The 16,703-nt window shown below is 72.3% G+C and carries 14 protein-coding genes; 4 read left to right on the top strand and 10 right to left on the bottom strand.

The genetic code is table 11. From position 1 onward, the window contains the following. Window positions 1–16 precede the first annotated feature (16 nt). Complete coding sequence (locus VK611_01385; protein ID HMG39943.1) at window positions 17–1,057, top strand: mechanosensitive ion channel family protein; 1,041 nt, start codon at window positions 17–19, stop codon at window positions 1,055–1,057. Here the strand turns inward: VK611_01385 and valS are convergent. After that, window positions 1,054–3,606 (bottom strand): valine--tRNA ligase, encoded by a 2,553-nt coding sequence (valS, locus tag VK611_01380; protein HMG39942.1) that lies wholly within the window; start codon window positions 3,604–3,606, stop codon window positions 1,054–1,056. The genes VK611_01385 and valS overlap by 4 nt on opposite strands. 96 nt (window positions 3,607–3,702) lie before the next feature. Here valS and VK611_01375 point away from each other — a divergent pair, with 96 nt between their 5' ends. After that, window positions 3,703–4,401: a hypothetical protein gene (locus VK611_01375; GenBank protein HMG39941.1), complete on the top strand. Its 699-nt coding sequence runs from the start codon at window positions 3,703–3,705 to the stop codon at window positions 4,399–4,401. Between the two features lie 32 nt (window positions 4,402–4,433). After that, complete coding sequence (gene cysS / locus VK611_01370) at window positions 4,434–5,789, top strand: cysteine--tRNA ligase (protein ID HMG39940.1); 1,356 nt, start codon at window positions 4,434–4,436, stop codon at window positions 5,787–5,789. 7 nt (window positions 5,790–5,796) lie between these two features. On the opposite strand, the gene VK611_01365 is transcribed toward cysS, so the two are convergent. Then, the gene (locus VK611_01365) at window positions 5,797–6,507 is read right to left on the bottom strand and encodes an aquaporin (GenBank protein ID HMG39939.1); all 711 of its coding nucleotides are present in this window, start codon (window positions 6,505–6,507) and stop codon (window positions 5,797–5,799) included. 183 nt (window positions 6,508–6,690) lie between these two features. Between VK611_01365 and VK611_01360 the strand changes: the two genes are divergently transcribed. Then, complete coding sequence (locus VK611_01360) at window positions 6,691–7,908, top strand: acyl-CoA dehydrogenase family protein (GenBank protein HMG39938.1); 1,218 nt, start codon at window positions 6,691–6,693, stop codon at window positions 7,906–7,908. A gap of 117 nt (window positions 7,909–8,025) precedes the next feature. On the opposite strand, the gene VK611_01355 is transcribed toward VK611_01360, so the two are convergent. From VK611_01355 to VK611_01320, 8 genes are all read right to left on the bottom strand, one after another. Further along, entirely contained in the window at window positions 8,026–9,249 is a 1,224-nt protein-coding gene (locus tag VK611_01355) for a hypothetical protein (GenBank protein ID HMG39937.1), read from the bottom strand. Continuing rightward, window positions 9,249–9,770: a sigma-70 family RNA polymerase sigma factor gene (locus tag VK611_01350; GenBank protein ID HMG39936.1), complete on the bottom strand. Its 522-nt coding sequence runs from the start codon at window positions 9,768–9,770 to the stop codon at window positions 9,249–9,251. The genes VK611_01355 and VK611_01350 overlap by 1 nt, the downstream gene beginning before the upstream one ends. Window positions 9,771–9,822: 52 nt before the next feature. Further along, window positions 9,823–10,788: a Gmad2 immunoglobulin-like domain-containing protein gene (locus VK611_01345; protein ID HMG39935.1), complete on the bottom strand. Its 966-nt coding sequence runs from the start codon at window positions 10,786–10,788 to the stop codon at window positions 9,823–9,825. Continuing rightward, complete coding sequence (locus VK611_01340; GenBank protein HMG39934.1) at window positions 10,785–11,297, bottom strand: SigE family RNA polymerase sigma factor; 513 nt, start codon at window positions 11,295–11,297, stop codon at window positions 10,785–10,787. Before VK611_01340 ends, VK611_01345 begins: the two co-directional genes overlap by 4 nt. 112 nt (window positions 11,298–11,409) lie before the next feature. Next, a complete protein-coding gene (locus VK611_01335; protein ID HMG39933.1) occupies window positions 11,410–13,953 on the bottom strand; it encodes an FtsX-like permease family protein in 2,544 nt (847 codons plus the stop codon). 4 nt (window positions 13,954–13,957) lie between these two features. Then, complete coding sequence (locus VK611_01330; GenBank protein ID HMG39932.1) at window positions 13,958–14,719, bottom strand: ABC transporter ATP-binding protein; 762 nt, start codon at window positions 14,717–14,719, stop codon at window positions 13,958–13,960. A 67-nt stretch (window positions 14,720–14,786) separates the two neighbouring features. Next, window positions 14,787–15,461 carry a response regulator transcription factor gene (locus tag VK611_01325; protein HMG39931.1) on the bottom strand — a complete coding sequence of 225 codons (675 nt, stop codon included), beginning with the start codon at window positions 15,459–15,461 and terminating at the stop codon, window positions 14,787–14,789. Then, window positions 15,458–16,657: a sensor histidine kinase gene (locus tag VK611_01320; GenBank protein ID HMG39930.1), complete on the bottom strand. Its 1,200-nt coding sequence runs from the start codon at window positions 16,655–16,657 to the stop codon at window positions 15,458–15,460. Before VK611_01320 ends, VK611_01325 begins: the two co-directional genes overlap by 4 nt. Window positions 16,658–16,703: the final 46 nt, after the last annotated feature.

Below are 16,703 nucleotides of genomic sequence, written 5' to 3'. Positions count from 1 at the left end.
GCTAGCGTGGCCAGCGATGCTGTTGCAGACGGACCCGGCCGACGTCGCTGCCGCCTGTGGCGACGACGCCTCGTGGGTGTGCAAGCGCGTCCTCGACGTCACCGACAGCGAGAGCCTCGCCGAGGCGTCCGACCTGCTTTTCGGCACGATCGGCAAGATCGTCCTGGTCCTCCTGCTGGCCTGGATCGTCAGTCGCCTGCTGAGCCGGGCCATCGATCGCTTCACGGTGCGCGTCACCAACCCCTCGGCCGCCTCCGAGGCGCTGGGCAAGATCCGCCGGCGGGCGGGCTCGATGGTCGTCGACGCCACCGCCTTCTCCACCCGGGCCGCCGCCCGCGCCAAGACCCTGGCCCAGGTGCTGCGGTCGGTGACCACCGGGGTCATCTGGGCGATCGCCGCCATGACCATCCTCGGCGAGCTCGGCATCGACCTCGGCCCGCTCATCGCCAGCGCCGGCATCGCCGGTGTCGCCCTCGGCTTCGGCGCTCAGAGCCTGGTGAAGGACTTCCTCTCCGGCTTCTTCATGCTGGTCGAGGACCAGTACGGCGTGGGCGACATCGTCGACCTGGGCGAGGCCTCGGGCACCGTCGAGGAGGTCAGCCTGCGGGTCACCCGCCTGCGCGACGTCAACGGCACCGTGTGGCACGTGCCGAACGGTGCCATCACCCGGGTCGGCAACAAGTCGCAGCAGTGGGCCCGGGCGCTGCTCGACGTCAACGTGGCCTACGGCACCGATATCGACCTGGCCCAGCGGCTCATCAAGCAGACCGCCGACGAGCTGTGGCACGACCCCGAGTGGTCCGAGATGGTCCTCGAGGAGCCCGAGGTCTGGGGCGTGGAGCAGCTGGCGCTCGACGCCATCCACATCCGGCTGGTGGTGAAGACCAAGCCGGCGCAGCAGTTCACCATCACCCGCGAGCTGCGGCGACGCATCCTCCGCGTGTTCGAGGAGAACGACATCGAGGTGCCCAACGGCCAGCGGCTGATGATCCGCGAGGACCGGGAGGACCCGGATGACGCGGTCGCGCCGAACCCGGCCGCCGACCCGAAGCCCTAGCGCGCCGCCTCGGGGGCCAGCTCGGCGGTGACCGAGAGGGCGTCGCCCTCGGTGGTCGACAGATCCGAGACGACGCCGGCGGACCGCACGTCGTCGACGACCTGGGCGAGCAGCGCCAGCCGGTCGGCCGTGTCGCTGACGGTGGCCGACGTGACCTCGGTCTTCATCGACCGCCTGGCCTCGCTCTTGACCTTGCGCAGCTCACCGAGCACGTCGGCGGCGACGGCCAGGACCACCGGCGAGGCGTCGTCACCCGCGGCGGCCCGCAGGTTCGCAGCGGACGGCCACGGCGACCGGTGGATCGACCCCTCCTGCCACCACGACCACACCTCTTCGGTGACGAAGGGCAGGATCGGGGCGAACAGCTTGAGCAGGGTCTCCAGCGCCAGGCCCAGCGCGGCCTTCGCCGACGACTGCCCGGCCTCGTCGGAGGCGTCGTACGCCCGGTTCTTCACCAGCTCCAGGTAGTCGTCGCAGAACGACCAGAAGAACGTTTCGGTGCGCTCCACCGCCCGGGCGTAGTCGAAGCGGTCGAAGGCGCCCGTGGCCTCGTCGACCAGGGCCGCCAGCGACGCCAGCATCGCCTTGTCGAGCGGCTCCGTCACCGTGCCGTCGGCGGTCGACCCGAAGCCGAGCGTCAGCCGGGCGGCGTTGAGGAGCTTCATCGACAGCCGCCGCCCGATCTTCATCTGGCCCTCGTCGAAGGCGATGTCCATGCCCGGACGGCCGTTCGCGGCCCAGTAGCGGACGCCGTCGGAGCCGAACCGGCTGATCAGCAGGTTCGGGTCGTCGGGGGCGTTGCCGGCCGACTTCGACAGCTTCTTGCGGTCCGGGTCGAACACGAACCCCGAGATGGCGGCGTTGTAGAAGGGCAGCGAGTCGTGCTCGTAGTGCGCCCGGACCACCGTGTAGAAGAGCCAGGTGCGGATGATCTCGTGGGCCTGGGGGCGCAGGTCCATCGGGAAGGTGCGGGCGAACAGGTCGGGGTCGTCGCCCCAGCCCGAGGCGATCTGCGGCGACAGCGACGACGTGGCCCACGTGTCCATCACGTCGGGGTCGGCGGCGAAGCCCCCCGGCTGGTTGCGCTGGTCGGGGTTGTAGCCGGGGGGGACGTCGGTGGAGGGGTCGACCGGGAGCGACTCCTCGCTGGCCAGGATCGGCGACAGGTAGTCGATCGCCCCGTCGGCGTCGATCGGGTACCAGACGGGGAACGGGACGCCGAAGAACCGCTGGCGGGTGATGTTCCAGTCGCCCTGGAGGCCGTTGACCCAGTTCTCGTAGCGGACCCGCATGAAGTCGGGCCACCAGTTGAGCTCCTTGCCCCGGGCCAGCATCGACTCCTTGTCGGGGTAGCGGATGAACCACTGGTGGCTGGTGACGATCTCGAGCGGCCGGGTGCCGTTCTCCCAGAACTTGACCGGGTGGGTGATGGGCCGGGGCTCGCCCTCCAGCTCGCCCGACTCCGTCAGCAGCTCGGCGATGCGCTTCTGGGCCTGCTTGGCGTTCTTGCCGGCCAGCTCGTCGTAGGCGGCCTGGGCGGCGGCGACGTCGTGCGACTCCCAGCCCGGCTCGCCCCACGTGACCGGGCGGAGGCGACCGTCGCGCTGGACGACGGCCCGCAGGTCGAGGTCGAGCTCGCGCCACCAGGTGACGTCGGTGGTGTCGCCGAAGGTGCAGATCATGGCGGCGCCGGTGCCCTTCTCGGGGTCGGCCAGCTCGTGGGCGACGATCGGCACCTCGACGCCGAACAGCGGCGTGGTCGCGGTCCGCCCGAACAGGGGCTTGAACCGCTCGTCGTCGGGGTGGGCGACGACCGCGACACAGGCCGGCAGCAGCTCGGGCCGGGTGGTGTCGATCAGCAGGGGCTCGCCGTCGGGCCCGGTGAAGCGCAGCTTGAAGTAGGCGCCGGGCGTCTCGCGGTCGGCCAGCTCGGCCTGGGCGACCGCGGTGCGGAAGTCGACGTCCCACAGCGTGGGCGACTCGGAGCGGTAGGCCAGGTCACGGCCCAGCAGCCGCAGGAAGCCCCGCTGGCTGGTGCGGATGGCCTTGGGGCCGATGGTGCGGTAGGTCTGCGACCAGTCGACCGACAGGCCGATGTCGGACCACAGGTCGAAGTAGGTCTGCTCCAGCTGCTCCACGACCTCGCCACACAGCTCGGTGAAGTTGGGCCGGCTGATGTGGACGGGCTTCTTGGGCGGCTTCTCGGGGCGCTGGAACTCCGGGTCGTAGGGCAGCGACGGGTCGCACAGCGTGCCGGTGAGCAGCTGGACGCGCCGCTCGACGTTGAGCCCGTTGTCGTCCCACCCCATCGGGTAGAAGACCTCTTTGCCCCGCATGCGCTGGTAGCGGGCGACGGTGTCGGTGTGCGTGTAGGAGCACACGTGGCCCGGATGCAGCGTGCCCGACACGGTGGGCGGCGGCGTGTCGATCGAGAAGATCTCGGGCCGCGTCTTCGTGCGGTCGAAGCGGTAGGTGCCGTCGGCTTCCCACCGCTCACGCCACTTGGCTTCGAGCCCCTCCAGGCTCGGCTTCTCCGGGATGTTGGTCACCGACCCAGCGTAGTTGCGCGGTTCCGACCGGCCCGAACGGGATCGGGCGCCTAATGTCCCGGTCGTGACGACCACCGCACGGCGGACGGTGGCCTGATGGGCTCGATCGTCGATCTCCTGGGCAACGAGAGCTTCCACGTGGGGCTCGTGTGCGGCGCGCTCGCGGCGGCGATCGCGGGGTGGCTCCGGCGCGGGGTGGGGTTGGCGTTCACGGCGGCGGTGGTGCTCGCGCTCCAGAACCGGGACCTGCTCGACGGGCTGCCCGACGGCGGCCGGGCGTGGGTCCCGCCGGCGCTGGCCGTCGTGGTCGTCGGCGGGGGGAGGCTGGTCGCCGACTTCGGCCGGCGCGCCCGGGGTCAGGCGCTGGCGCTGCTGGCGGTGACGATGTTCGGGGTGTGGGTCACGGTGCCGGAGACGCAGCACGTGGTGGTGCCGATGGGAGCGGTGCTGCCGATCGGCGCTCTGGGCCTGCTGCGGCCGACGACGCGCCTGGGCGTTCCCGGGGCCCTGCTGGCGACGGCGGTGGTGGCCTGGGGCGTGGCGGTCGACGGCCAGGCCCGACCCGGTGCCGTGGTCGGCGGCTTCGCCTGCCTCGGCGTGATGGCCGTCGAGCCGCTGGTACGGCGGCGGACCAAGGTCGCGGCCGGCCCGACGACGGTGGCGGTGATCCACGTGGTCCTGGTCGCCTGGTGCTCCCGGGTCGCCGGCATGAGCGACTCGGCGTTCCTGGCCCTGATGCTGTGCGCGGTGGGCTACCTGGCGGCGAGCTTCGCTCTCACCCGAATACGCACCTGAGCGACACACCGCCAGGCGTAACCTGGCTAGCCATGTTGCAGCTCTTCGACACCGCTCGCGGTCAGGTCGTGCCGCTCGCGACCCGTGAAGACGGCAAGGTGTCGATCTACGTGTGCGGGCCCACGGTCTACGGGCCGCCGCACCTCGGGCACGGGCGCAGCACCCTGACCTACGACGTGCTGCGCCGCTACCTGACCTGGTCGGGCTACGAGGTGCGCCACGTCTCCAACGTCACCGACATCGACGACAAGATCATCGACCGCGCCGCCCGTGAGCAGCGCGACCCGGCCGACATCGCCCGCCGCTGCGAGCACGTGTGGTGGGACGCCATGGACGCGCTCGGCGTCGAGCGGCCGACCGACACGCCGCACGCCACCGAGTACGTCGAGGACATGGTCGACACCGTGGCCGAGCTCCTGCGCCGCGGCCTCGCCTACCAGACCAGCGACGGCGTCTACCTCGACACCGCCCAGGTCGACGGCTACGGCCTGCTCGCCCTGCAGTCGCTCGACTCGCTGCGGGCCGGAGCCCGGGTGGAGGCCAACGACGAGAAGCGCTCGCCGGTCGACTTCGCCCTGTGGAAGCTGGCCAAGCCCGGCGAGCCGTCCTGGCCGGCGCCGTTCGGCGAGGGGCGGCCCGGCTGGCACACCGAGTGCGTGGTCATGTCGCTCGACCTGCTGGGCGAGGGCTTCGACCTGCACACCGGGGGCCAGGACCTGCGCTTCCCGCACCATGAGAACGAGCGGGCCCAGGCGGTGGCGCTGGGCAAGCGCTTCGCCAACCACTGGATGCACCACGCCTTCGTCGAGAACGACGGCGAGAAGATGTCGAAGTCGCTGGGCAACGTCACCAACCTGGTCGACCTGGTCCAGCAGCACGATCCGCGGGCGTTCCGGCTGCTGATCCTGCGGTCGCACTACCGGTCGCCGATGGACGTGACGGCGGTGGCGCTGGCCGACGCCGAGACGGCCCTCGACCGGCTCGACACCTTCGCCCGCCGGGCCGCCGAGCACACCGAGGGCGGCACGCCGGACCCGGAGGCGCTGACCCGGTTCCGGGAGGCGATGGACGACGACCTCGACACCCCCCGGGCCACGGCGCTGCTGTTCGACCTCGTGCGCGGGGCCAACACGGCGCTCGACGCCCACGACCTGGCCACGGCGACGCCCCTGGCCGCGGCGGTGCGGGAGATCAGCGGCGCGCTGGGGCTGGTGCTGGAGGCGGGTGCCGCCGCGGTGCCGGACGAGATCCTGGCGCTGGCCCACGACCGCGACGCTGCCCGCTCGGCGAAGGACTGGGGTCGGGCCGATGCCCTGCGCGACCAGATCCAGGCGGCCGGCTACGTCGTCGAGGACTCGTCGACGGGCACCCAGGTCCGCCCGTCGTAGGCCGGCGTCAGGCGGCGGCGTCGTCGGAGTCGACGTGGAGCGTGCGGTGGGCGAGCCAGCCCACCACCGCGCCGACCATCGGGAAGACGACGAAGGCCCACAGCTGCTCGAGAGCGTCGCTCCCGGCGAACACCGCGACACCGAGGCTGCGGACCGGGTTCACCGAGGTCTTGTCGACCGGGATGCTCACGAGGTGGATGAGCGTGAGGGCGAGGCCCACGTGCACGCCGACCACGGTCGCCGAGTAGCCGCGCTGGGTCGTCGACAGCACCACGAACACCAGCAGGGCCGTCATCAGCACCTCCACGATCACCATGGCGCCGAAGCCGAACCCGCCGGGTGACAGCTCGTCCCAGCCGTTGGCGGCGAAGTTGTTCGCGCTGGGCTCGAAGCCGTCGATCGTGCCGGTGACGACCCAGAGCACCAGGCCGCCGGCGAGCGCGCCGACGACCTGGCCCAGCACGTAGACGGGCGCCAGCGCCGTGCTCACCTTGCCGCTCAGCCACATGCCGAAGGTGACCGCCGGGTTGATGTGACAGCCCGACACCGGCCCGACGGCGTAGGCCGCCACCAGCAGCGCCAGGCCGAAGGCCAGGGCGACGCCGAGGACGCCGATGGATCCGTCGGGGAAGAACTCACCGGTGGCGATGATGGCGCTGCCGGGCCCGCAGACGACGAGGATCAGGGTCCCTATCGCTTCGGCGATCGCGATGCGCATGGTCGGCATCGCCAAAGTCAACGGCGCGGGGTCGCCGGGGTCAACGACCCGTCCCGATTCCCGCTCGGAACGCGTGGGTAGCGTCGCGTTTGCCCTGGTGGGCACGTGTCCGTTGGTGCGGCCGATTACCGGAGGGTAACTTTTTGTGATCGACCGACTCGCCCCCGCACAGGAGCCAGCCAGATGAGCGAGTTCTCCCTCGAGCTCAACGAGGACCAGCAGCAGATCCAGAAGTGGGTCCACGACTTCGCCGAAACCGTCATCCGTCCAGCCGCCGAGGAGTGGGACGAGCGCGAGGAGTTCCCCTGGCCGATCGTGGAGGAGGCCGCCAAGATCGGCCTCTACGGCTTCGACTTCTTCGCCCAGGCGGCCACCGGCGACCCCAGCGGCCTGACCCTCCCGGTCGCCCTGGAGGAGATGTTCTGGGGCGACGCCGGCATCGGCCTGTCGATCTTCGGGTCCGGCCTCGCCGCCGCAGGGATCGCCGGCCAGGGCACCCCCGAGCAGCTGCTCGAGTGGGTGCCGCAGTGCTTCGGCACCCCCGACAAGGTGCAGCTCGGCGCCTTCTGCGTGTCCGAGCCCGACGCCGGGTCCGACGTGTCGAGCCTCAAGACCCGGGCCGTCTACGACGAGGCCGCCGACGAGTGGGTGCTCAACGGCACCAAGGCGTGGATCACCAACGGCGGCATCGCCGACGTGCACGTGGTGGTTGCCACCGTCGACCACACCCTGGGCAGTCGGGGCCAGGCGACGTTCATCATCCCGCCGGGCACCAAGGGCATCTCCCAGGGCCAGAAGTACAAGAAGCACGGCATCAAGGCGTCGCACACCGCCGAGGTGGTGCTCGACGACTGCCGGGTCCCCGGTCGCCTGCTGCTCGGCGGCAAGGAGAAGCTCGACGGGAAGCTGGCCCGGGCCCGCGAGGGCGCCAAGACGGGCGCCAGCCAGCCGGCGATGGCGACCTTCGAGGCCACCCGCCCGGCCGTCGGCGCCATGGCGATCGGCATCGCCCGGGGCGCCTACGAGTACTCGCTCGGCTATGCCAAGGAGCGGGTCGCCTTCGGCAAGGCGATCATCCAGAACCAGGCGATCGCCTTCATGCTGGCCGACATGGCCATGGAGATCGACGCCGCCCGCCTCCTCGTCCACCGGGCCGCCTGGCTGAGCCGCAACGGCGGCTACACCAACGCCGAGGGCTCGATGTCGAAGCTGAAGGCCGGCCGGGTGGCCGTGTGGGTCACCGAGCGGGCCATCCAGATCCTGGGTGGCTACGGCTACACCCGGGAGTACCCCGTGGAGCGGATGCACCGCGACGCCAAGATCTTCGACATCTTCGAGGGCACCGAGCAGATCCAGCAGCTGGTGATCGCCCGGGCCATCTCCGGGCTGCGGATCGAATAGGGCAACCCCGCGAGTCTGGGGCTCCGCATCGGCAGCGGCATGCAGAGCGGAAGCCCCAAGGAATCGGGTGGCTGGAGGCCGCTGGGGGGCCACCAGCCACCCGATTTCATCTGTCCGTCACCAGTCGATGGCGATGAACTGGGTGTTGGCACCGATCTCGACCAGTTCCCCGCCGGCCCGCCGCAGCAGGCTGTTGGGACCGGGGCTGTCCGGGGGCGGGCGGAGGAACAGCTGCTCCGTGCCCTCGGGGCCGGCCTCGGCGTCGAGCATCCGGCCCGGCAGGGCTACCCGGTCGAGCTCGGCGCCGCTGGCGGGGTCGACCACCAGGTACGACGCGCCGCCCTCGTGCGAGTTGGCGTCGAGATCGCAGCAGGTCTCGACCACGCCCAGCAGCCCGTCGGCGACCCGGAGCTCCGGGGACGACCAGCCGGTGCCGGGGGGAGCTGTGGACGGCGGGCCCAGCGCCTCGGCCTCGGACAGCTGGTCGCCGCTGCCGAGCAGCGACAGCGCCGCCACTCGCGGAGGCGCCTCCGGATCGGCGCTGGCGAACACGACGGTGTCGTCGTCGGCGAAGCCGGTGGCATAGATCCCGTGTTCCACCGAGGGGGCGACGAAGCGGCGCTCGCCGCCACCGTCGAGGTCGTGGACCACCAGGGCGCCGGGCGTGTCGCCCTCGTAGGGCGTCGTGTAGGCGAGCTTGGTGCCGTCGGGGCTGAGCGACGGGTTCGATCCGGCCACCATCTGGTCCGGCGTCGTGTCGTCGACGGCGACCCGCCAGATGGTGTCGGGCAGCATGCCCGACCCGTAGTCGCCGGCCGGCACCACGTAGTAGACGGCCTGCTCCTGGGGCGACCAGGCGACACAGCAGCTCATCGGCCGGTTGAGCAGGGGGAACTCGGCCAGCACCCGGTCGACCTCGCCGGTGGTGGCGCTGGCCAGCACCACCTGGGCGGTGTCGGCCGAGGGGTGCTTGATCACGGCGGCGAACGTGTCGCCGCCCTCCCCGGTGTCCGGGGGCGTCGGGGTCGAGTTGCCCGGCTGGCCCGCCGTGGTGGTGGTGGTCGTGGTCGACTCGGGGGTGGTCGACGTGCTGGGGGCCTCCGACGTCGTGGTGGTGGTGTCCGGCCCGACGGGGCCGATCGTGTCGACGTCGGAGCCGTCCTGGCCCGGGAGCCGGCCGGCGGCGGCGATGCCGGCGACCGCGAGGGTCGCGGCGGCCACGATCGCTCCGCCGGCGACGATGCGACGGCGGCGCAGGCGGTGTGCGCCCTCGGCGGCGATGCGGTCCACCAGCAGGGCGGACGGCTGGGGCGGGTTGGGATCGTCGAGGTGGTCGAACATCACAGGCCTCCTGTCGCCGGGTCGGTGGTGGCCTCGGACTCCATCGCCACCCGCAGGGCGGCGGCGGCCCGGGACGCGTGGCGCTTCACCGAGCCGATCGAGCACCCGAGCAGGTCGGCGACCTCGCGCACGGGGCGGTCCTCCAGGTAGCGCAGCACCGCGACCTGGCGCTGGCGACGGGGGAGCGCCGCCAGCAGCCGCTGCAGGTCGAGTCGCTGCGTCTGGTCGTCGTCGTGGGTGGCGTCGGCGGCGGCCGTGGCCAGCCGTGACGACCGGAACGCCTGCCAGCGCCGGTCCCTCCGGAACCCGTCGAGCACGACGTTGACCGCGGTCGTCACGACCCAGCCCTCCCGCCGCTCGTCCAACCTCGACCAGTGCACGTAGGTCCGGGTGAGCGCTTCCTGCGCCACGTCCTCGGCCGCCGCCCGGTCGCCCAGCAGGCGGAAGGCCGCCTGGTAGGCCCGAGCGTGCAGGCGGGGAAACGCCTCCCGGAACTCGGCGTCCCTTCGTGAACTGTCCATCAACGACTCATACGGGTGGGGACGGGGCGAGGTTGACCGGCTCGACGAGACGTCAGCTGCGGGCCGCTCGTGCGTCCAGTCTTACCGGGAAGGTCGCTGCTTCCCAGGTGCCGCTGCGGCCGGGCTCGCCGCTCTCGTCGACCGTGTACAGCTTGACGATGCCGTACTGCTCGGCGGAGGTCGGCAGGGTGCAGTCGATCTGGCCGTCGAAGGGGGCTGCCGGGCCGCCGCCCCCGGTCACGATGCCGCTGCCGACCGTCACCCGGTCGCCGTCGGGCTGGTAGGCGTCGATCTGGACCTGCACGGTGCCCTCGAAGGCGAGCGCGGTCCCTTGGAAGACCTGCGGGCACGAGAGCAGCCCACCGGTGGTGGGCGCCGTCACGGTGATGTTCGCCGTGTTCGACCCGATCACGTACCAGTTGCCGTCGCTGAGCTGGCGCACCAGCACGGTGGTCTCGGGGCCGTCGGCGAGGGGCTGCACCGGGACCTCGCCCGAGCGGTTGTCGCCCTGGCGGAAGGCGCCGATCACCGGGTTCGGGAAGCCGGCGTAGAAGCGGGCCCAGCTGCTGGCGGCGGCGACGGGGTCGTCGAAGCGGACGTCGCTCGAGGGCCGCGGCCACACCGCCCTCTCGACGACCTCGGCCGGGGGACCGGAGGGTGCCGGCGGCTCCGTCGTGGTGACGGTGGTGGAGGTGTCGGTGGTGGTGGTCGTGGTCGTGGACGGCGCCGAGGTGCTGGTCGTGGTGTCCTCGACCTCGGTGGTCGTGGTGCCGTCGGACTCGTCGGCGGTGTTGGTGGGGCCGTCGTCGTCGCCGGTGGCCAGCACGACGCCGCCGGCGATCATGGCCACCACCACGGCGGCCGCTGCCACCAGGTACCAGCGGTTGTTGGTCGGGAACTGCACGTCGCCTCCAGGGTCGCGGAGCCTCTCGTCGATCCGTCGGAGGCCGTCGTCGGACGGGTCGACCGAACGGGTGCGAGCAGCGATGGCCCGGCGGAGGCGGTCCTCGATGGTCATCGCTCGACTCCCTCGAAGCGGAGCGCCAGGGCGGCGAGGCCCCGGTGCGCGTGGGTCTTGACCGAACCGGTGCTGATGCCCAGCGTCGCGGCGATCTCGGCCTCGGAGAGGTCGAGGTAGTACCGCAGCGCCAGCACCTCGCGCTGACGTTCGGGCAAGGACCGGAGTGCGGTGAGGATCTCGGTCGACTCGGCGTCGAGCAGAGCGGCGCTGTCGGCGCCACGCAGGTCGACGGGCGGGTCGACGGATCGCAGCCAGCGCCGCCGAACCTGCTGCTTGCGGAGATGTGACCGCGCCCCGTTGAGCACGGCGGACCGCAGGTAGGCCGGTGCCTTGCCGGCCTCCGCCCAGCCGCCCGCCCGACGCAGCACGGCCACGAAGGCGTCCTGGACGAGCTCCTCACAGGTGGCGACGTCGTCGACCAGGATCGCTGCCAGCCGCACCAGCGAGCGGTAGTGCTCCCGGTACAGCCGGTCGAGGTCGTAGCCGTCCTCCACGGTGGTCATCATCGCCCCGACAGACGCCCACCTGCCCGAACGCGTTGACAGGAACGCCACGAACCCGCGGCAGTGGGTCCCGGCGCGAGGCGCGGGACCCACCGGCGGGGGTTGGGAACAGGGGCTACTCGGCGTCGATGGCGTCGAGCACCTTGAGCCGGCTGGCCCGCCACGCGGGCAGCAGCGCCGCCCCCATGCCGAGCACACCGGCCAGTACCCCGATCACGACCAGCGTCACGACCGGCACCTGGAACACCTCGAAGCCCTCGTCCTCGAAGGCCTTGACCATGCCCCAGCCGCCCAGCACGCCCACGGCCAGGCCGAGGGTGGTGCCGAACAGGGCGATGATCACCGACTCCCAGCGGATCGTCGCCCGCAGCTGACGCCGCGACATGCCGACGGCCCGCAGGAGGCCCAGCTCCCGCGTGCGCTCCAGCACCGACAGGGCGACGGTGTTGGCGATGCCCAGGAGGGCGATCACGATCGCCAGCACCACCATGCCGAGCAGCAGGTTGAGCACCACGTCGAGCTGGCTGCCGAGGGTCTCCTTGTAGTCGTCGACGCTCTGCACCTCGGCGGTGACGTACGGGTCGGTGATGGCTTCCAGCTTCGGCCGGGCCTCGGCAACGCTGACGCCGTCGGTCAGCCCGACCATCACCTGGACGTCGGTGTCGTCGGCGACGTGGCGGGCCAGCTCGTCGAGCCCGAGGACGCGGTCGCCCATCGCCGCCGCCGGCGGGCCGTCGTAGATGCCGGCCACGGTGAGCGTGGCGGGGCCCGTCTCGAGGAAGTCGAACGTGAGCGTGTCGCCCACGCCGAGGCCCTCGTCGTCGGCGTGCTCCTTCAGCAGCACGACCTCGCCGGGGCCGAGGGCGTCGGAGCCCTCCACCACGTCGAGCCCCATCAGCTCGAACGCCGCCGGCGACGTGCCCACCAGGTCGACGGTGTCGCCGTCGACGTCGGCCAGGCCGAACCGCATCGGTGCCACCGTCTCGACCTCGGGCAGCTCGCCGATCTGCTGCGCCACCACGTGGGGCAGCCCGATCATCCCGAACGAGCCGGAGTCGACGATGAAGTCGCCGGCGAAGTTGTCGTCGAGGATCTTGTCGAACGACGCCCGGATCGAGGTGTTGATCACCAGGAAGAAGGCGACGATGCCGACCCCGATCATCAGGGCCTGGGCGGTGGAGGCACTGCGCCGGGGGTTGCGGCCGGCGTTCTCCCGGGCGAGCGTGCCCGTGATGCCCCGCACCCGGCCCAGCGGCCAGCCGACCAGCGCGCTCACCGGGCGGGCCAGGCCCGGTCCGGCGAACAGCAGGCCCAGGAACGCCGCGGCGACGCCGAGGCCGACGGTGCCGACCGCGTGCCCGGCGGCCCCGGCGATCACGGCGACCACACCGAGGGCGCACAGGGTGAGTCCGGCGACGAAGCGGGGCACGGATCGACCCGAGGTGTCGACCGCGACGTGGCGCATCGCCGCCACCGGCGGCACCTTCGCGGCGCGACGAGCCGGGATCAGCGCCGAGGCCAGCGTCACGAGCAGCCCGCAGCCCATGGCGGTGACGACCGCGGTGGGCAGCACGGCGAGGCCCGAGTCGATGTCCATCAGCCCCTTCAGGGCCGTCGCCACCCCGAGGCCCAGCACGAACCCGGCGGCCGAGCCCAGCAGCCCGACCACCACCGCCTCGGCCAGGATCGCCCGGCGCACCTGCGCCCGGCTGGCTCCGATCGCCCGCAGCAGCGCCATCTCCCGGGTGCGCTGGGCCACGATGATCGAGAACGAGTTGTAGATCACGAACGAGCCGACCACCACCGCCAGCACGGCGAACGCCAGGAAGAAGGACGTGACGAACGACAGCTGGCTGCGCAGGTCGGACTGGGTCTCCTCCGTGACGGCGGTGCCGGTGAGCACCTCGACGTCGCCACCCGCTCCCTCGCCGGAGCCGCTCGAGTCGAGCGCGGCCTGCACGTCGTCGGCCAGCTGCTGCTCGCCGACGCCTTCGTCGGCCACCATCGAGATGCTGTCGAAGCGCCCGACCTCGCCCAGCAGCTCCTGGGCCTCGGCCTCGCCGAAGAACACGTAGCTGGCGCCACCGGGGCTGTCGGAGGTGCCGAACTTGGACACGCCGACCAGCTCGAAGTCCTGCGCGCCCTCCTGGGTGAGCACCGGCACCCGGTCGCCCAGCTCGTAGCCGGTGCTGCCGGCGCTGGCGGCGTCGATCACGATCTCGCCGGCGGCGTCCGGGGCGCGGCCGTCGCTGAGGTGGAAGGGGTTGAGGTCCTCGACCTCGGGCCAGTTGCCGCCCAACGTGGGCGCCCCGAAGTCGGGGTTGCCCACCGGCTCGCCGTCCTGGTCGACGATGCGGGCGTAGCCCTCCACCCCGCCCTCGGCGGCGGCGACCCCGTCGACGGACCGCACCTGGTCGACCAGAGCGGCGTCGACCCGGGCGCGGGTCTCGCCGAAGTCGCCCTCGATGGTGCGGTCCGAGCGGACGACGGCGTCGGTGCCCTCGTACACGTCGGCGAAGAGGTCGTCGAACGACCGGTTCATGGTGTCGGTCAGCGTGAGGACGCCGCCGATGAAGGCGACGCCCAGGGCGACCGCCAGGAACGTCGCGGCGAGGCGCCCCTTGTGCGCCATCAGCCCGCGGAGTGCGACCTGTCGCATGCCCTCAGGTCCCGAGCTGCTTGATGCGGTCGAGCACCCGTTCGGGCGTCGGGTCGTCCATCAGGTCGACGATCCGCCCGTCGGCCAGGAACAGCACGGCGTCGGCGTAGGACGCGGCCACCGGGTCGTGGGTGACCATGACCACGGTCTGGCCCATCTCCCGGACGGCCCGGCGCATGAAGTCGAGGATCTCGGCGCCGGTGCGGGAGTCGAGGTTGCCGGTGGGTTCGTCGGCGAAGATGATGGCCGGCCGACTGGCCAGCGCCCGGGCGACGGCGACGCGCTGCTGCTGGCCGCCCGACAGCTCGCTGGGGCGGTGACGTACGCGGTCGGCCAGGCCGGTGGCGGCGATCACCTCGTCGAGCCACCCCTTGTCGGGCGACCGGCCGGCGAGCGACATCGGCAGCGTGATGTTCTCGATGGCCGTGAGGGTCGGGATCAGGTTGAACGCCTGGAACACGAAGCCGATGCGGTCGCGCCGCAGCCGGGTGAGCTCCCGCTCCGAGAGCCGGTTGAGCTCCACGTCGCCGACGAACACCTGGCCGTGGGTGAGGTCGTCGAGGCCGGCGAGGCAATGCATCAGGGTGGACTTGCCGGAGCCCGAGGGGCCCATGACCGCGGTGAACCGGCCGGCGGGGAGGTCGACGGTCACGTCGTCGAGAGCGGTCACGGCCGTGGACCCGTGGCCGTAGACCTTGCTGGCCTGCACTGCCCGGGCGGCGACATCCGCCCGGGCCGTGCTGGCGGTGACAGGGGGACTTGTCATCGCTTGCATGGCGACGAACGTACGGACCAGGTGCCGCGGGCCGAGTCGTCCTCGGGGAGGATCGGGCCTACGTCCCGGGGGTGACGAGGCCGGACTCGTAGGCCAACACGACCGCCTGCACCCGGTCGCGCACGCCCAGCTTGGTGAGCACCCGGCCGACGTGGGTCTTCACCGTGGTCTCGCCGAGGATCAGCTGGGCGGCGATCTCGCCGTTCGACAGGCCCCCGGCCATCAGCTTGAGGACCTCGCGCTCGCGGTCGGTCAGCAGCGCCAGCTCGGCGGGCGGTTGCCGGGGGCCCGGGACCTGCGCCAGCTCGTCGATCAGCCGCCGGGTCACCGAGGGCGCCAGCAGCGCCTCGCCCGCGGCCACCAGCCGCAGGCCCCGCACCAGGTCCTCGGGCGGCGTGTCCTTCAGCAGGAAGCCACTGGCCCCGTTGCGCAGCGCCGCGTACACGTAGTCGTCCAGGTCGAACGTGGTGAGGATCAGCACCCGCAGCGGGTGGACGACGTCGGGGCCGGCCAGGCGGCGGGTGGCCTCGATGCCGTCCATGCGGGGCATGCGCACGTCCATCAGCACCACGTCGGGGGCGAGGCGGCGGCACACCTCGACCGCCTCCACGCCGTCGGACGCCTCGCCCACCACGTCGATGCCGTCCTCGGTGTCGAGGATCATGCGGAACCCGGTGCGGACGAGGTGCTGGTCGTCGGCCACGACCACTCGCAGCGGCGGAGGGACGCTCATGCTGCCCCGTTCGCGGCGAGCGGCAGCGCGGCGGACACCCGGAAGCCGCCTCCGGCCTGCGGTCCGACGCTGATCTTCCCGCCGTAGAGGGTCACCCGCTCGCGCATGCCGGCCAGCCCGTGGCCGGGCTCGGCGGGAGGCGACGTGGCGGCGCCCCGGCCGTCGTCGTGCACGCTGAGGCGCAGCTCGTCGGCGGCGTACTCGAGGCACACCTGCGCCTGGGCGGGGCCCGCGTGGCGGATCGTGTTGGTCAGCGCCTCCTGGGCGATGCGGTAGACCACCAGGCCGAGGCCCGACGGCAGCGGCCGCGGCTCGCCCTCCACCCGGAGCGACACGTCGAGGCCGGCTTCGCGGCAGTTGCGCAGCAGCTCCTGGAGGTCGCCGATGCCGGGCTGCGGGAGGCGCGGCACGGTGTCGCCGTCGCCCGGCGCCCGCAGCACGCCCACCAGGCGCCGCATCTCGTCCAGCGCGCTCCGTCCGGTCGACTCGATGTTCCGCAGCGCCTCGGTGGCCTGCTCGGCGTCGTCCTTGGCCAGGATCCGCCGGGCGGCCCCGGCCTGCACGACCATCACGCTCATCCCGTGGGCCACCACGTCGTGCAGCTCGCGGGCGATCCGGGTGCGCTCCTCCAGCACGGCCTGCTGGGCCTCGGCGTCGCGCTCGCGCTCCAGTCGCTCGGCCCGCTCCTCGATCGTCGTCACGTAGGCCCGGCGGATGCGCATGTTGTCGCCCAGCACCCACGAGGCCACCAGCAGCGCCCAGATGCCGATGACGTCGCCGACGCCGGTGTCGAGGCTGGGGACCAGCGTGAACGAGGCGGTGCTGGTCAGAGCGACGATCAGGGCGACGACGGCGCTGCGGCGGGTCCGGGCGTGGGCGGCGACCGCGTACAGGGAGAACAGGACGCCGAAGACGGGGGCGGCCTCCGGGTAGCGGAGGTAGCTGTGGACCATCGTCGTGGCCCAGCACACGGCGAACACCGGGAGCGGCCAGCGCCGGCGAGCCACGAGGGGCACGGCCCCCACCACCGACAGGGCGAGGCTGAGGGCGTTCGGGTCGTGGACGTTGGGGTCCTCCGGCGCCGTGTAGCCGGCGATGATCCCGAGCACCAGCACCGCGGCGGCGATGAGCACGTCGACCACCATCGGGTGGTCGCGGCCCCACATGTAGGGGTGGCGGATCCCTCGGACGCGCACGGCACGACCGTACCGGTGCGCCCGGGTCGAGCTGGTCCTCCTGGAG

The organism is Acidimicrobiales bacterium, from assembly GCA_035316325.1.
GTDB lineage: Bacteria > Actinomycetota > Acidimicrobiia > Acidimicrobiales > VFJN01 > DASXTK01.
This window is presented reverse-complemented; position numbering and strand designations above follow the sequence as displayed.

What these genes read in the sequence shown, in the direction of transcription:
- cysS (HMG39940.1), top strand. Translation starts at nt 4,434, where the DNA reads ATGTTGCAGCTCTTCGACACCGCTCGCGGTCAGGTCGTGCCGCTCGCG.
- VK611_01360 (HMG39938.1), top strand. Translation starts at nt 6,691, where the DNA reads ATGAGCGAGTTCTCCCTCGAGCTCAACGAGGACCAGCAGCAGATCCAG.
- VK611_01330 (HMG39932.1), bottom strand. Translation starts at nt 14,719, where the DNA reads ATGACAAGTCCCCCTGTCACCGCCAGCACGGCCCGGGCGGATGTCGCC.
- VK611_01345 (HMG39935.1), bottom strand. Translation starts at nt 10,788, where the DNA reads ATGACCATCGAGGACCGCCTCCGCCGGGCCATCGCTGCTCGCACCCGT.
- VK611_01375 (HMG39941.1), top strand. Translation starts at nt 3,703, where the DNA reads ATGGGCTCGATCGTCGATCTCCTGGGCAACGAGAGCTTCCACGTGGGG.
- VK611_01325 (HMG39931.1), bottom strand. Translation starts at nt 15,461, where the DNA reads ATGAGCGTCCCTCCGCCGCTGCGAGTGGTCGTGGCCGACGACCAGCAC.
- VK611_01385 (HMG39943.1), top strand. Translation starts at nt 17, where the DNA reads ATGCTGTTGCAGACGGACCCGGCCGACGTCGCTGCCGCCTGTGGCGAC.
- VK611_01340 (HMG39934.1), bottom strand. Translation starts at nt 11,297, where the DNA reads ATGATGACCACCGTGGAGGACGGCTACGACCTCGACCGGCTGTACCGG.
- VK611_01365 (HMG39939.1), bottom strand. Translation starts at nt 6,507, where the DNA reads ATGCGCATCGCGATCGCCGAAGCGATAGGGACCCTGATCCTCGTCGTC.
- VK611_01355 (HMG39937.1), bottom strand. Translation starts at nt 9,249, where the DNA reads ATGTTCGACCACCTCGACGATCCCAACCCGCCCCAGCCGTCCGCCCTG.
- VK611_01335 (HMG39933.1), bottom strand. Translation starts at nt 13,953, where the DNA reads ATGCGACAGGTCGCACTCCGCGGGCTGATGGCGCACAAGGGGCGCCTC.
- VK611_01350 (HMG39936.1), bottom strand. Translation starts at nt 9,770, where the DNA reads ATGGACAGTTCACGAAGGGACGCCGAGTTCCGGGAGGCGTTTCCCCGC.